The organism is Pseudomonas oryziphila (assembly GCF_003940825.1).
Lineage (GTDB): Bacteria > Pseudomonadota > Gammaproteobacteria > Pseudomonadales > Pseudomonadaceae > Aquipseudomonas > Aquipseudomonas sichuanensis.
Genome location: NZ_CP034338.1, coordinates 250,262 through 263,955, shown reverse-complemented (window position 1 = coordinate 263,955; position 13,694 = coordinate 250,262). Strand labels below are relative to the sequence as shown.

14 protein-coding genes are annotated in these 13,694 nt (G+C 65.5%); 7 read left to right on the top strand and 7 right to left on the bottom strand.

The window, feature by feature from the left end:
• Positions 1–15 precede the first annotated feature (15 nt).
• A complete protein-coding gene (locus tag EJA05_RS01320; RefSeq protein ID WP_125857106.1) occupies positions 16–816 on the top strand; it encodes a phosphatase PAP2 family protein in 801 nt (266 codons plus the stop codon).
• Between the two features lie 145 nt (positions 817–961).
• Here the strand turns inward: EJA05_RS01320 and EJA05_RS01315 are convergent, their stop codons facing one another.
• The gene (locus tag EJA05_RS01315; RefSeq protein WP_125462211.1) at positions 962–1,363 is read right to left on the bottom strand and encodes an RNA-binding S4 domain-containing protein; all 402 of its coding nucleotides are present in this window, start codon (positions 1,361–1,363) and stop codon (positions 962–964) included.
• Between the two features lie 109 nt (positions 1,364–1,472).
• Here EJA05_RS01315 and rimB point away from each other — a divergent pair, with 109 nt between their 5' ends.
• Together rimB and rimK are read left to right on the top strand one after the other, a co-directional pair.
• A complete protein-coding gene (gene rimB / locus EJA05_RS01310; protein WP_110992193.1) occupies positions 1,473–1,955 on the top strand; it encodes a retropepsin-like aspartic endopeptidase RimB in 483 nt (160 codons plus the stop codon).
• On the top strand, positions 1,952–2,857 hold the full coding sequence (rimK, locus tag EJA05_RS01305; protein ID WP_110992192.1) for a 30S ribosomal protein S6--L-glutamate ligase: 906 nt from the start codon (positions 1,952–1,954) through the stop codon (positions 2,855–2,857). Before rimB ends, rimK begins: the two co-directional genes overlap by 4 nt.
• Positions 2,858–2,964: 107 nt before the next feature.
• On the opposite strand, the gene EJA05_RS01300 is transcribed toward rimK, so the two are convergent.
• Positions 2,965–4,278 (bottom strand): ATP-binding protein, encoded by a 1,314-nt coding sequence (locus tag EJA05_RS01300; RefSeq protein ID WP_110992191.1) that lies wholly within the window; start codon positions 4,276–4,278, stop codon positions 2,965–2,967.
• A gap of 106 nt (positions 4,279–4,384) precedes the next feature.
• Entirely contained in the window at positions 4,385–5,125 is a 741-nt protein-coding gene (gene ompR, locus EJA05_RS01295) for an osmolarity response regulator transcription factor OmpR (protein ID WP_110992190.1), read from the bottom strand.
• A gap of 228 nt (positions 5,126–5,353) precedes the next feature.
• Here ompR and EJA05_RS01290 point away from each other — a divergent pair, with 228 nt between their 5' ends.
• The 4 genes from EJA05_RS01290 (at position 5,354) to EJA05_RS01275 (ending at position 10,527) form a co-directional block, all read left to right on the top strand.
• Positions 5,354–7,681, top strand: coding sequence for a Tex family protein (locus EJA05_RS01290; RefSeq protein WP_125857105.1), 2,328 nt, complete (start codon positions 5,354–5,356; stop codon positions 7,679–7,681).
• Positions 7,681–8,064, top strand: coding sequence for a PaaI family thioesterase (locus tag EJA05_RS01285; RefSeq protein WP_125857104.1), 384 nt, complete (start codon positions 7,681–7,683; stop codon positions 8,062–8,064). The genes EJA05_RS01290 and EJA05_RS01285 overlap by 1 nt, the downstream gene beginning before the upstream one ends.
• Positions 8,065–8,317: 253 nt before the next feature.
• A complete protein-coding gene (gene gshA, locus EJA05_RS01280) occupies positions 8,318–9,895 on the top strand; it encodes a glutamate--cysteine ligase (RefSeq protein ID WP_190306027.1) in 1,578 nt (525 codons plus the stop codon).
• Positions 9,895–10,527, top strand: coding sequence for a TetR/AcrR family transcriptional regulator (locus EJA05_RS01275; protein ID WP_125857102.1), 633 nt, complete (start codon positions 9,895–9,897; stop codon positions 10,525–10,527). The genes gshA and EJA05_RS01275 overlap by 1 nt, the downstream gene beginning before the upstream one ends.
• Before the next feature lie 131 nt (positions 10,528–10,658).
• On the opposite strand, the gene EJA05_RS01270 is transcribed toward EJA05_RS01275, so the two are convergent.
• Genes EJA05_RS01270 through ssuD form a run of 4 tightly spaced genes read right to left on the bottom strand, consistent with a single transcriptional unit; the run spans position 10,659 to position 13,672 of the window.
• Positions 10,659–10,874, bottom strand: coding sequence for a TOBE domain-containing protein (locus EJA05_RS01270; RefSeq protein ID WP_101322556.1), 216 nt, complete (start codon positions 10,872–10,874; stop codon positions 10,659–10,661).
• Positions 10,875–10,903: 29 nt separating this feature from the next.
• The gene (ssuB, locus tag EJA05_RS01265; RefSeq protein ID WP_125857101.1) at positions 10,904–11,716 is read right to left on the bottom strand and encodes an aliphatic sulfonates ABC transporter ATP-binding protein; all 813 of its coding nucleotides are present in this window, start codon (positions 11,714–11,716) and stop codon (positions 10,904–10,906) included.
• Positions 11,716–12,513: an aliphatic sulfonate ABC transporter permease SsuC gene (gene ssuC / locus EJA05_RS01260; protein ID WP_110992184.1), complete on the bottom strand. Its 798-nt coding sequence runs from the start codon at positions 12,511–12,513 to the stop codon at positions 11,716–11,718. The genes ssuB and ssuC overlap by 1 nt, the downstream gene beginning before the upstream one ends.
• A 10-nt stretch (positions 12,514–12,523) precedes the next feature.
• Complete coding sequence (gene ssuD, locus EJA05_RS01255; RefSeq protein WP_125857100.1) at positions 12,524–13,672, bottom strand: FMNH2-dependent alkanesulfonate monooxygenase; 1,149 nt, start codon at positions 13,670–13,672, stop codon at positions 12,524–12,526.
• Between the last annotated feature and the right edge of the window lie 22 nt (positions 13,673–13,694).

Below are 13,694 nucleotides of genomic sequence, written 5' to 3'. Positions count from 1 at the left end.
AGATCGAGGTATTTTATGGATAATCGACCACTGTTCCAAGCAAGGTGGTCCTGGGGACCCTTGGCAGCCTGCACGTTGGTGCCCATCGCACTACTGTGTTTCTGGTTATGGCCCGTTGGCCAGAACCTGTGCCTGACTTTCGACGAGTGGCTGTTCCACAGCCTCAACGCCCCACTGGCCGACCATGTGCTCTGGCGCTCCATCTGGGCCGTCGGCAGCCTTCGCCCGTTCGACCTCCTGGTCGGGGTGATCATGCTGTCACTGCTGATCCGCGGCGACTGGGTATTCAAGGCAATTCAGGTGCGCCAGGCGTTTTTCGGCTTCCTGGTGACCCTTTTACTCTTAGTGGTGATTCGTGCGCTGTTTTCCAAGTGGGTCGGTGCAATGGGTTGGCAACACAAGAGCCCGTCGATGGTCATCGACAACGCTGTTCACCTGAGCGACCTCTACCCGAACCTGGAAGCCAAGTGGGAGCTCAAGGACCGTTCCGGCCAGAGCTTCCCGGGTGACCATGCCTCGGTGCTGCTGGTCTGGGCGCTGTTCATGAGCCTGTTCAGCCGCCGGCTGGTACAGCACCTGGTGATCTGGGCGCTGGCCTGCCTGTTCATGCTGCCGCGCCTGGTAGCGGGCGCCCACTGGGGCCAGGATGACTACATCGGTGGCCTGCTGATGGCGGTGCTGGCCCTGGGCTGGAGCTGCCACACGCCGCTGGCGGCCAACGCCAGCCGGGCGCTGGTGCGCTGGACGGCGCCGCTGTTCGACCTGTTCGGCAAACTGCCGCTGGTCGGGCGCATGAGCGTGATGCGCGCCATGTGATCAACTGATCGCGGTCCCTGTAGGAGCGGCCTTGTGCCGCGATGGGCTGCGAAGCAGCCCCCGAATTTGTGCAAAGGCAGAGATTCTGGGGCTGCTTTGCAGCCCATCGCGGCACAAGGCCGCTCCTACAAACTACGTAATCCCATCACTCGAAACTGCCATGCAGCTGGTGAATCTGCCGTCGCTGCTTCTTGTTCGGCCGCCCGTCGGTAGTCACGCCCATCGCCCCTGCCTTGCGCAGCTCGGCCGCCTGCTCGCGGCGCTTCACGCTCTCGGCGGTTTCTTCATACAACGCTTGCGCCTCCGGCGCGCCACGGCGTACCGCCGACAACGCCCTGACCACCACGGTGCGCTCGTCAAAGCCCGTGCGCAGCAGGAATTCGTCGCCCACCCGTGGCTCCTTGCCTGGCTTGCAACGCTCGCCCCGGCAGTGCACCTTGCCGCTCTCGATGGCCGCCTTGGCCAGTGCGCGGGTCTTGTAGAAGCGCGCCGCCCACAGCCATTTGTCCAGGCGGACCTTGTCATCGTCTTCGGGCTTTTGTGCCATGGTTTTTCCTCGAATTCTGTCTTTCACGGAACTGTACTACCGTGACTGACGGATGCAAAAAGTCCGTGCCGTCATTACAGTTCACCACCTTATCCGCAGGGCACGCTCCGTGAAGACATTTGACCACCTGACTGTGATCGGCCTGCGCGAGTGGGTCGCCCTGCCCGACCTCGGCCTGGCCGGCCTGCGCGCCAAGATCGACACCGGCGCCAGCACCTCGAGCCTGCACGCCACCGACGTCGAACCCTTCGAGCGCGATGGCCAGCCCTGGGTGCGATTCACCGCGCACCTGGGCTCGGTGGTGCAACTGCGCCATCGGCGCTGCGAGGCGCCGCTGGTGACCATGAAAAGCATCAAGAGCTCCAACGGCCAGGCCCAGGCCCGCTACGTGATCCGCACCACCCTGGCACTTGGCGACCGGGTCTGGGAAGTGGAGTTCACCCTGGCCTGCCGCAAGAACATGCGTTATCGGCTGCTGCTGGGCTCCAAAGCGCTCATCCATGGCCAGTTGGTCGTCAACCCCGGCCTCAAGTACGTCCAGGACAAACCGGCCTTCCCGGCCACCCTTTCCCCTGTCACAGGTGCTGCATGAAGATCGCTGTGCTGTCGCGCAATCCGCGTCTGTATTCCACCCGCCGCCTGGTCGAGGCCGGTACCCAGCGGGGCCATGAAGTGGTGGTGGTCGACACGCTCCGGGCCTACATGAACATTGCCAGCCACAAGCCGCAGATCCATTACCGCGGCAAGCCGCTGGAAGGCTTCGATGCGGTGATCCCGCGCATCGGTGCCTCGGTCACCTTTTACGGCTGCGCGGTGCTGCGCCAGTTCGAGATGATGGGCGTCTACCCGCTCAACGAGTCGGTGGCCATCGCCCGCTCGCGGGACAAGCTGCGCTCGCTGCAGCTGCTGTCGCGCCGCGGCATCGGCCTGCCGATCACCGGCTTCGCCCATTCGCCGGACGACATTCCTGACCTGATCCAGATGGTCAACGGCGCACCGCTGGTGATCAAGGTGCTCGAAGGCACCCAGGGCATCGGCGTGGTGCTGTGCGAAACCACCAAGGCCGCCGAGTCGGTGATCGAGGCGTTCATGGGCCTGAAGCAGAACATCATGGTCCAGGAGTACATCAAGGAGGCCGGCGGCGCCGACATCCGCTGCTTCGTGGTCGGCGACAAGGTGATCGCCTCGATGAAGCGCCAGGCCAAGCCCGGCGAATTCCGCTCCAACCTGCACCGCGGTGGCGTGGCCAGCCTGATCAAGATCACCCCCGAGGAACGCATGACGGCGATCCGCGCGGCCAAGGTGATGGGGCTGAGCGTGGCGGGTGTGGATATCCTGCGCTCCAATCACGGGCCGCTGGTGATGGAGGTGAATTCCTCACCGGGCCTGGAGGGTATCGAGGTGACCACCGGCAAGGATGTGGCCGGGATGATCATCGAGCACCTGGAGAAGAATGGCGGGCCGAATCAGACCCGGACCAAGGGCAAGGGTTGATGGTGCCTGTACCGGCCTCTTCGCGGCTAAAGCCGCTCCCACAGGGTTTTGCATGTTCTCTGTGGGAGCGGCTTTAGCCGCGAAGAGGCCGGTACAAGCAACAACGATCAGACGGCGTTACGCGGCAACAGCAACCCCAGCGGCAGTCTCACCCGCGCCTCGATCCCGCCACCGGACCGGTTGCGCAACTCGACATTGCCACCATGCTGCGCGGCAATCCGCTTGACAATCGCCAGCCCCAGCCCGGTGCCCTTGCCACCCCGTGCCCGGTCGCCACGGATGAACGGGTTGAAGATGGTCTCCAGCTCCGATTCATCGATGCCCGTACCACGGTCCAGCACACTGAGCACCACATAAGGCGCGCTCTGGTCACCCGACACATAGGCCGCCACCTCCACGCCCTTGCCGGCGTGGTGCAGGGCGTTGCCGATCAGGTTGCCGAGCATGCGCTTGAGCGACACACGGCGCAGCGCGAACGGCGGGATCGGCTCCAGGCACAGGCGCACGCGCTCCTTGGGCTGGTTGTACGGCGCCACCACTTCACGGATCAGCTCGTTGAAGTCGACCTCCTCCACCGGCTCGTCGCGCCCGTCACGGATGAACGCCAGGAACTGGTCGAGGATCGCATCCATGTCTTCGATGTCGCGGACCATGTCGTCGCTGAGGTCGCTGTCGTTGCCCATCAGCGACAACGACAGGCGCAGCCGGGTCAAGGGCGTGCGCAAGTCATGGGAGACACCGGCCAGCATCAACTCGCGCTCACGCCCAGCCTGTTCGACGTCCTCGGCCATCTGGTTGAACGCCTTGTACACCTCGGTCATCTCGCTGGGGGTGTCGCTGACCGGCAGGCGCACGCTGCGCCCCTGGCCCAGCTGGCGGGCGGCGAACACCAGGCGCTTGAGCGGCTGGTTGAGCTGGCGCACGAAGATCCACGCCGAGGCGGTGGACAACAGGCCGATGGCCAGGAACCAGCCCAGCACGTTCCAGATCTTCTGCCCGCGCAATGGATGCGGGTACAGCGGCACCTTGAGCCAGCCCGGGCCCAGGCTCGGCGCATTCACCCACAGCGCCGGTGGCGCGTGGATGCGCAGGCGCACCTCGGTGTCATCACCCAGTTCGGCCTGCATCTGGCGCTGGTAGATCTCGCTGTACGGCCAGTGCTGCTCGCCTTCCGGCACGCCGGAACCGGTGACCCGGATCAGCCCGGCAGCCTCGGCGATCTTGTCACGGTTCTCTTCATCCGCCGCCCAGTAGGCGCGCAACGTCAGGGCCACGCCATGGCTGTACTGGCGATCGACCAGCACGTCCTCGTTCATCAGCAGGTACACCAAGGTCAGCGCCTTGGAGAACAGCACGACGATCAGCACCAGCCACAGGGTGCGGGCGAAGAAACTTTGCGGGAACCAGAGAGGGGTTTTCATCGATCACTACTAATCAGCAAAGGCAACGTGGAAAAGCCGCGCGCCACAGACGAAAACAGGGCGGCTCCTGCGAGCCGCCCTGCACCGTCGCAACGAGCCGGCTGGCTCATTTACCGGCGTTTCCGTCCGGCACGAAGACGTAGCCCACGCCCCACACGGTCTGGATGTAACGCGGCTTGGACGGGTCGGGTTCGATCATCCGGCGCAGGCGCGAGATCTGCACGTCGATGGAGCGCTCCAGCGCATCCCACTCGCGACCACGGGCCAGGTTCATCAGTTTGTCGCGGGTCAGCGGCTCGCGGGCATGCATCACCAGGGCCTTGAGCACGGCGAATTCGCCGGTGGTAAGCATGTGCGTTTCGTCGCCACGCTTGAGTTCGCGGGTGGCCAGCGACAGTTCGTAGTCACCGAAGGTGACGGTCTCTTCCTCGCTGCCCGGCGCGCCCGGCACCGTCGGCGACTGGCGACGCAGCACGGCCTTGACCCGGGCCACCAGCTCGTCGGGGTTGAAGGGCTTGGCCAGGTAGTCGTCGGCGCCCAGCTCCAGCCCTTTGATACGGCTGAGCTCGTCGCCCTTGGCGGTGAGCATGATGATCGGGATCTGGTTGTTCGACGCGCGCAGGCGCTTGCACGCGGACAGGCCGTCCTCGCCCGGCAGCATCAGGTCGAGCACCACCAGGTTGAACACCTCACGGGCCAGCAGGCGGTCCATCTGTTCGACGTTGGGCACGGTGCGCACACGGAAGCCCTTGCTGGTGAAAAAACGGTCCAGCAGGCTGCTCAGGCCTGGGTCGTCGTCGACGATGAGAATCTTGTCGCCATCTGCGGCGTTTGCGGTGCTGGTCATGAATTGCTCCTCTGAGATCGCCGCGCATTATGGCGTAGCCATTGCAGCGCGTGCCGTGTGCATTGTTAGCAGATTTTTCCCATGGTGCCACTTCCAGGCCGCGGCCCATGGCCCGGCGCCATCACCGCAAGCCCGGCACGATGGGTATAATGCGCGCCTTTCACCCAGCGCCGCCGGGCCTGAACAGCCACCCGCGGCCTTGCATTCACTATTTGTCAGGTGGTTCTCATGGACAGCATCAACAGCCGTATCGCCGAGGAACTGGGCGTGCGCCCACAACAGGTCGAAGCGGCCGTGGGCCTGTTGGACGAAGGCTCGACCGTGCCCTTCATCGCCCGTTACCGCAAGGAAGTGACCGGCAGCCTGGACGACACCCAGCTGCGCCACCTGGAAGAGCGCCTGCGCTACCTGCGCGAACTCGACGACCGGCGCGCCAGCATCCTCGCCAGCATCGAGGAGCAGGGCAAGCTGACCCCGGAACTGGCCCGCGAAATCAAGCTCGCCGACACCAAGACCCGCCTCGAAGACCTTTACCTTCCCTACAAGCAGAAGCGTCGCACCAAGGGCCAGATCGCCCTGGAAGCCGGCCTCGGCGAGCTGGCCGACGGCCTGTTCAACGACCCGCAACTGAATCCGGAAAGCGAAGCGGCGCGCTTCATCGACGCCGAAAAAGGCGTGGCCGACGTCAAGGCAGCGCTCGAAGGCGCCAAGTACATCCTCATGGAGCGCTTCGCCGAAGACGCCGCCCTGCTGGAAAAACTGCGCAACTTCCTCAAGCAGGAAGCCGTGCTCAGCGCCCGCCTGGTGGCCGGCAAGGAAGAGGAAGGCGCCAAGTTCCGCGATTACTTCGCCCATGACGAACTGCTGCGCACCGCCCCGTCGCACCGCGCCCTGGCGATCTTCCGCGGGCGCAACGAGGGCGTGCTGAGCGCCTCGCTGAAAGTCGGCGAAGAGCTGCCCGGCACCCTGCACCCGTGCGAAGTGATGATCGGCAACCACGTCGGCATCGAAAACCGCAACCGCCCGGCCGACAAGTGGCTGGGCGAAGTGGTGCGCTGGACCTGGAAGGTCAAGCTCTACACCCACCTGGAAACCGACCTGTTCGGCGAGCTGCGCGACAACGCCGAAGGCGAGGCGATCAACGTGTTCGCCCACAACCTGCACGACCTGCTGCTGGCCGCCCCGGCCGGCCCGCGCGCTACCTTGGGCTTCGACCCGGGCCTGCGCACCGGCTGCAAGATCGCCGTGGTCGATGCCACCGGCAAGCTGCTGGACTACACCACGGTGTACCCGCACGCGCCGAAGAACGACTGGGACCGCACGATCTCGATCATGGCCGCCCTGTGCGCCAAGCACTCGGTGGAGCTGATCGCCATCGGCAACGGCACCGCCAGCCGCGAAAGCGACAAGCTGGTGGCCGAGCTGGTTAAGAAATACCCAGCCCTGAAGATCACCAAGATCATGGTCTCCGAAGCCGGCGCCTCGGTGTACTCGGCCTCGGAACTGGCCGCCCGGGAGTTCCCGGATCTGGACGTATCGATCCGTGGCGCCGTGTCGATCGCCCGCCGCCTGCAGGACCCGCTGGCGGAACTGGTGAAGATCGACCCGAAATCCATCGGCGTCGGCCAATACCAGCACGACGTGTCGCAGGTGAAACTGGCCCGTGGCCTGGATGCCGTGGTCGAGGACTGCGTGAACGCCGTGGGCGTGGACGTCAACACCGCTTCGGTGGCGCTGCTGACGCGCATCTCCGGCCTCAACGCCACGCTTGCGCAGAACATCGTCTCCCACCGCGACGCCAACGGCCCGTTCGCCACCCGCGCCGCGCTGAAAAAGGTCAGCCGCCTCGGCGAAAAGACCTTCGAACAGGCCGCCGGCTTCCTGCGTGTGATGAACGGCGACAACCCGCTGGACGCCTCCGCCGTGCACCCCGAGGCCTACCCGCTGGTGCAGCGCATCGCCGCCGGCACCGAGCGCGACATCCGCTCGCTGATCGGCGACAGCGGCTTCCTCAAGCGCCTGGACCCGAAGCAGTTCACCGACGAAACCTTCGGCCTGCCGACCGTCACCGACATCCTGCAGGAGCTGGACAAGCCCGGCCGCGACCCACGCCCCGAGTTCAAGACCGCCACCTTCCAGGACGGCGTCGAGGACCTCAAGGACCTGGAGCCGGGCATGATCCTCGAAGGCGTGGTGACCAACGTCACCAACTTCGGTGCCTTCGTCGACATCGGCGTGCACCAGGACGGCCTGGTGCACATCTCGGCGCTGTCCGAGAAGTTCATCAAGGACCCGCGCGAAGCCGTCAAGGCCGGCGATGTGGTCAAGGTCAAGGTCATGGAAGTGGACATCCCGCGCAAGCGGGTCGGCCTGTCCATGCGCATGAGCGACACCCCGGGCGAGAAGGTCGAAGGCAACCGTGGCGGCAGCCGTGGCGGCAATGGCGGCAACCGCCAGCAGCAGGCACCGCGCCCGCGTGAAACCACTGCCGCCGCACCGGCCAACAACGCCATGGCCTCGCTGTTCGCCAACGCCAAGCAGTTGAAGAAGAAGTGATGGACGTCCCGAAAGAGTACGTCGAAAGCGCCTTCAGCCAACTGCTGGGCTGCCGCCTGCAACGCCTGGACAGCGGCGTTGCCGAGGTAGCCCTGGCGCTCGAGCCGCAGTTGCGCAACCGTGGCCAGAAGCTGCACGGCGGGGCGATCTTCAGCCTGGTCGATATCGCCATGGGCCTGGCCTGTTCGGCCAGCCATGGTTTCGACCAGCAGAGCGTGACCATCGAGTGCAAGATCAACTACATGCGCGCCGTCAGCGAGGGTGAGGTGCTGTGCACCGCCCGCGTGCTGCACGCCGGGCGGCGCACGCTGGTGGTCGACGCCGACGTGCTCCAGGGCGACAAGTTGGTGGCCAAGGCGCAGGGAACCTTCGCGGTTCTCTAGCTGACTCCGACCCATCTGCGGTATTTTTGCCGGCAATAGCTGTTGGGGCTGCTCTGCAGCCCATCGCCGGCAAGCCGGCTCCCACAGGGTCTTGTGGGAGCCGGCTTGCCGGCGATGGAGCGCGCAGCGGTCCCGCGTTATTGGCGTCGGAACCGCGCAACCAGGCGACAACGCCAGTTCCTTTCCCAACTACCCTTGTAGACCGTCATACCTACCCCCATATTGGGGCGACTGACGCGTGAAGGAATCCATCTTGAGCGACCTCCTCAACCGCCGCCTGAGCCTGCTCGGCGACAACCTCGACCTGCTCAAGCAGTGCCTGCACGGCATTGAGCGCGAATGCCTGCGCGTGACCGAAGACGGTCGCCTGGCCCAGACCCCGCACCCCGAAGCCTTGGGTTCGGCGCTGACCAACGAGCAGATCACCACCGACTATTCCGAGTCGCTGCTGGAGTTCATCACCCCAGCCCTGGCCGACCCGGCCAAGGTGCTCGAAAGCCTCGAACAGACCCACCGCTTCGTCTACAGCAAGCTGGGCCACGAGTTGCTGTGGAGCCCGTCGATGCCCTGCGCGCTGCCGGCCGAGGAGGACATCCCGATCGCCGAGTACGGCACCTCGAACATCGGCAAGCTCAAGCACGTGTACCGCAAGGGCCTGGCCCTGCGTTACGGCCGCACCATGCAGTGCATCGCCGGCATCCACTACAACTTCTCGCTGCCTGAAGCACTGTGGCCATTGCTGCGCGCCGAAGAAGGCAGCGCAGAGGACGACCGCGACTACCAGTCCTCGGCCTACATCGCGCTGATCCGCAATTTCCGCCGCTACAGTTGGCTGCTGATGTACCTGTTCGGTGCCTCGCCGACCCTGGACAAAGGCTTCCTGCGCGGCCGCCCGCACCAGCTCGAAGAGCTCGACGCCAACACCCTCTACCTGCCCTACGCCACCAGCCTGCGCATGAGCGACCTGGGTTACCAGAGCAACGCCCAGGCGGGCCTCACGCCCTGCTACAACAACCTCGCCAGCTACACCGACAGCCTGCGCAAGGCGGTGGGCACGCCCTACCCGCCCTACGTCGAGGTCGGCACGCACAAGGATGGCGAGTGGGTGCAGCTCAACACCAACATCCTGCAGATCGAGAACGAGTACTACTCGAACATCCGCCCCAAGCGCGTGACCTACACCGGCGAGCGGCCGATCCAGGCCCTGATCTCCCGTGGCGTGCAGTACGTCGAAGTGCGTTGCCTGGACATCAACCCGTTCCTGCCGGTGGGCATCGACCTCACCGAAGCGCGCTTCCTCGACGCCTTCCTGCTGCTCTGTGCGCTGGACGACAGCCCGCAGCTGGACAACGGCGAATGCGGCCAGTGCACCAGCAACTTCCTGACCGTGGTCAAGGAAGGCCGTCGCCCGGGCCTTGCGCTGCAGCGTAACGGCCAGCCGATCGCGCTCAAGGACTGGGCCAGCGAGCTCATCGGCCGTATCGGCCAGATGGCCGAGCTGCTCGACCGTGCCCAAGGCGGCAACGAGCACGCCAAGGCCCTGCAAGCCCAACAGGCCAAGGTCGATGACCCTGAACTGACCCCGTCGGCCCAGGTACTGGCGCGCATGACCGAACACGATGAAAGCTTCATCGAGTTCTCCCTGCGCCAGAGCCGCGTGCACGCCGAGACCTTCCGCGAACAGCCGCTGCCCGCCGAGCAGCAACAGGCCTTCGAAACCCTCGCCCGCGATTCCCTGGCCGAGCAGTCGCGCCTGGAGCAGCAGGAAGTCGGCGACTTCGACCTGTTCGTCGGCGCCTACCAGGCCAGCATCCTGGCCATCAGCAACTGATGAACCGCACCGCCACCCCGCGCAAACCGCGCGCCAGCAGCCAGGCCAGGATCGAAGCGATCCTGGCAGCTGCGCGCGAGCTGCTGGCCGGGCAAGGGGTGGCGGGGTTGTCGATCTACAACGTCGCCGAGCGGGCGCAGATCCCGCCGTCGTCGGTGTACCACTTCTTCGCCAGCGTACCGGCCCTGCTCGAAGCGCTGACCGCCGATGTGCACCGGGCCTTTCGCGAAGCCTTGAGCGCACCGATCGACAGCGCGGCGTTCAGCACCTGGCATGGCCTGTCACGGTTGATCGAGCAGCGCATGCTCGACATCTACAACGAGGACGCCGCAGCGCGGCAACTGATCCTGGCCCAGCATGGCCTGAGCGAAGTGGTCCAGGCTGACCGCCAGCACGACCTGGAACTGGGCGAGTTGATGCACCAGCTGTTCGACCGCCATTTCCAGTTGCCGGCGATGCCGCAGGATGTGCATGTGTTCGCCTTGGCGATGGAGCTGAGCGATCGGGTGTATGCCCGCTCAATGCAGCTGCACGAGCAGATCACCCCGCGCATGGCGGAAGAAGGGATGCGGGTGTTCGAGGCGTATCTGGGGCTGTACCTGCCGCCGTTTCTGGCCAAGCGCTCCAGCTGAAGTTATCGGGGCCACCCTTCGCGGGTAAACCCGCTCCCACAGGTACTGCGCAGGGTCAAAATCTTGCGCGGACCCTGTGGGAGCGGGTTTACCCGCGAAGGGCTGCGAAGCAGCCCCGATAGCGAGCAGCATCACAGCTTGGCGATAGACACTTCAGTCGATTTCACAAAGGCAATCACTTCACTGCCTACCTGCAGCTCCAGCTCCTTCACGGAACGGGTGGTGATCACCGAAGTCACCACGCCCGAGGCGGTCTGCACGTCGATTTCCGACAGTACCGGGCCTTCGAGGATTTCCTTCACGGTGCCTTTGAACTGGTTGCGAACGTTGATGGCTTTGATGGTCATGGCTGATTTCCTTTGATTGGCTTCGGGGTTCAATGCGCCCAACGCAGCTGCGTGGGCAAAGGGGCTACAGGTTCCGGCTCGGGCGGGGTGCCCGGGGCGGACAGAACACGGTCCAGCACTTCACTTTCCAAGCTTGCCAGGCGGTGCGAACCACGCGCCCGAGGGCGCGGCAGGTCGACCAGCAGGTCGAGGCCGACGGCGCCGTCCTCGATCAGGATCACCCGGTCAGCCACGGCGACGGCTTCGCTGACGTCGTGGGTGACCAGCAGCACGGTGAAACCGTGCTGACGCCACAGGCGTTCGATCAGTTGCTGCATCTCGATACGGGTCAATGCGTCCAGCGCGCCCAGCGGCTCGTCCAGCAGCAGCAGGCGCGGCTGATGGATCAACGCCCGGGCCAGGGCAACCCGTTGCTTCTGGCCGCCGGACAAGGCCGCCGGCCACTCATTGGCGCGGTCAGCCAGGCCGACCGCCTCCAGGGCATCCAACGCCCGTTGCCGCCAGTCGCCGGACAGGCCCAGGCCGACGTTGTCGATCACCTTCTTCCACGGCAGCAGGCGGGCGTCCTGGAACATCAGCCGGGTGTCCTCCCGGGCCTCGGCCAGTGGCGCGGCACCGGCCAGCAATTCGCCGGCGCTGGGGTTGTCGAGCCCGGCCAGCAGGCGCAGCAAGGTGCTCTTGCCGCAGCCGCTACGGCCGACGATGGCGACGAACTGGCCGGCCGGAATGTGCAGGTCGATGCCCTTCAACACTTCGCGCTGGCCAAAGGTCTTGCGCAGGCCGTTGGCGGCCAGCGGGATGCCACGCAGCAGGCGTGGCGGCTGCTCTTTGAGCACGGTCATCACGCACCCTCCTTCTTGGCGACCTGATAGGCCGGGTGCCAGCGCAACCACACACGCTCCAGGCCACGGGCGGCCAGGTCGGCGAGCTTGCCGAGCACGGCGTACAGCACGATCGCCAGCACCACCACGTCGGTCTGCAGGAACTCACGGGCGTTCATCGCCAGGTAACCGATGCCGGCGTTGGCCGAAATGGTCTCGGCGACGATCAGGGTCAGCCACATGAAGCCAAGGGCGAAGCGCACACCGACCAGGATCGACGGCAGCGCCCCCGGCAGGATCACCTGACGGAACAGGCCGAAGCCCGACAGCCCGTAACTGCGCGCCATTTCCACCAACGCCGGGTCGACGTTACGGATGCCGTGGTAGGTGTTCAGGTAGATCGGGAACAAGGTCCCCAGCGCCACCAGGAAAATCTTTGCCGACTCATCGATACCGAACCACAGGATCACCAGCGGGATCAACGCCAGGTGCGGCACGTTGCGGATCATCTGCACCGAGCTGTCGAGCAGGCGCTCGCCCCACTTCGACAGGCCGGTGATGAAGCCCAGCAGCAGGCCGAGGCTGCCGCCGATGGCGAAGCCCAGCCCGGCACGCCAGCCACTGATGGCCAGGTGCGTCCAGATTTCCCCGCTGCGCACCAGCTCGACCCCGGCGCTGACCACTGCGCTGGGTGCCGGCAGGATGCGGGTCGACAGCCAGCCAGCGCTGACCGCCAGCTGCCAGACTGCCAACAGCAGCACCGGCAGCGCCCACGGCGCCAGGCGCTTGGCCCAGGAGGTTGAGGTATCAGCACCCATGGTCCGGCCCTCAGCTCTGCGACACGGCTTTGGGCAGGATGTCGTTGGCGACCATTTCGCCGAACGGGCTCACGTAACCACCGGTTTTCGGTTGCTCCGGGCGCTGCACATCCAGATGCGGGAACAGCAGTTCAGCGACGCGGTACGACTCTTCCAGGTGTGGATAACCCGAGAAGATGAAGGTATCGATGCCCAGGTCTGCGTATTCCTTGACCCGCGCCGCCACGGTCGGGCCATCGCCCACCAGCGCAGTGCCGGCACCGCCGCGCACCAGGCCGACGCCGGCCCACAGGTTGGGGCTGACCTCCAGGTTGTCGCGGTTGCCGTTGTGCAGCGCAGCCATGCGTTGCTGGCCGACCGAATCGAAGCGCGCCAGCGAAGCCTGGGCGCGGGCGATGGTGTCGTCGTCCAGGTGCGAGATCAGCTTGTCGGCGGCAGCCCAGGCTTCTTCGTTGGTTTCCCGCACGATCACGTGCAGGCGGATACCGAAGCGCACTTCACGGCCCTGGGCGGCGGCTTTCTCGCGCACCTGGGCGATTTTCTCGGCAACGGCGCTCGGTGGCTCGCCCCAGGTCAGGTACAGCTCGACCTGTTCGGCAGCCAGGTCCTGGGCGGCCTCGGACGAACCGCCGAAATACAGCGGCGGACGTGGTTGCTGAATCGGCGGGTAGAGCAGCTTGGCGCCCTTCACCTGGATGTGTTTACCGTCGTAGTCGACGTTTTCACCTTCCAGCACCTTGCGCCAGATGCGGGTGAACTCCACCGAGGCCTCGTAGCGCTCCTGGTGGCTCAGGTGCAGGCCGTCACCGGCCAGTTCGTCGGGGTCGCCGCCGGTCACCAGGTTGAACAGCGCACGGCCGTTGGACAGGCGATCGAGGGTGGCGGCCTGGCGCGCGGCCACGGTCGGCGAAATGATCCCCGGGCGCAGCGCGACCAGGAACTTCAGGCGCTCGGTCACCGGGATCAGCGACGCGGCGACCAGCCAGGAGTCCTCGCAGGACCGCCCGGTGGGGATCAGCACGCCGCCGAAGCCGAGGCGGTCGGCGGCCTGGGCGATCTGCGCCAGGTAGCCATGGTCGACGGCGCGGGCGCCTTCGCTGGTGCCCAGGTACTTGCCGTCACCGTGGGTGGGCAGGAACCAGAAGATGTTCAGGCTCATTGGAGTTGTCTCCTCAAGGGTG

What these genes read in the sequence shown, in the direction of transcription:
- EJA05_RS01320 (WP_125857106.1), top strand. Translation starts at nt 16, where the DNA reads ATGGATAATCGACCACTGTTCCAAGCAAGGTGGTCCTGGGGACCCTTG.
- EJA05_RS01315 (WP_125462211.1), bottom strand. Translation starts at nt 1,363, where the DNA reads ATGGCACAAAAGCCCGAAGACGATGACAAGGTCCGCCTGGACAAATGG.
- rimK (WP_110992192.1), top strand. Translation starts at nt 1,952, where the DNA reads ATGAAGATCGCTGTGCTGTCGCGCAATCCGCGTCTGTATTCCACCCGC.
- EJA05_RS01300 (WP_110992191.1), bottom strand. Translation starts at nt 4,278, where the DNA reads ATGAAAACCCCTCTCTGGTTCCCGCAAAGTTTCTTCGCCCGCACCCTG.
- ompR (WP_110992190.1), bottom strand. Translation starts at nt 5,125, where the DNA reads ATGACCAGCACCGCAAACGCCGCAGATGGCGACAAGATTCTCATCGTC.
- EJA05_RS01290 (WP_125857105.1), top strand. Translation starts at nt 5,354, where the DNA reads ATGGACAGCATCAACAGCCGTATCGCCGAGGAACTGGGCGTGCGCCCA.
- EJA05_RS01285 (WP_125857104.1), top strand. Translation starts at nt 7,681, where the DNA reads ATGGACGTCCCGAAAGAGTACGTCGAAAGCGCCTTCAGCCAACTGCTG.
- EJA05_RS01275 (WP_125857102.1), top strand. Translation starts at nt 9,895, where the DNA reads ATGAACCGCACCGCCACCCCGCGCAAACCGCGCGCCAGCAGCCAGGCC.
- EJA05_RS01270 (WP_101322556.1), bottom strand. Translation starts at nt 10,874, where the DNA reads ATGACCATCAAAGCCATCAACGTTCGCAACCAGTTCAAAGGCACCGTG.
- ssuB (WP_125857101.1), bottom strand. Translation starts at nt 11,716, where the DNA reads ATGACCGTGCTCAAAGAGCAGCCGCCACGCCTGCTGCGTGGCATCCCG.
- ssuC (WP_110992184.1), bottom strand. Translation starts at nt 12,513, where the DNA reads ATGGGTGCTGATACCTCAACCTCCTGGGCCAAGCGCCTGGCGCCGTGG.
- ssuD (WP_125857100.1), bottom strand. Translation starts at nt 13,672, where the DNA reads ATGAGCCTGAACATCTTCTGGTTCCTGCCCACCCACGGTGACGGCAAG.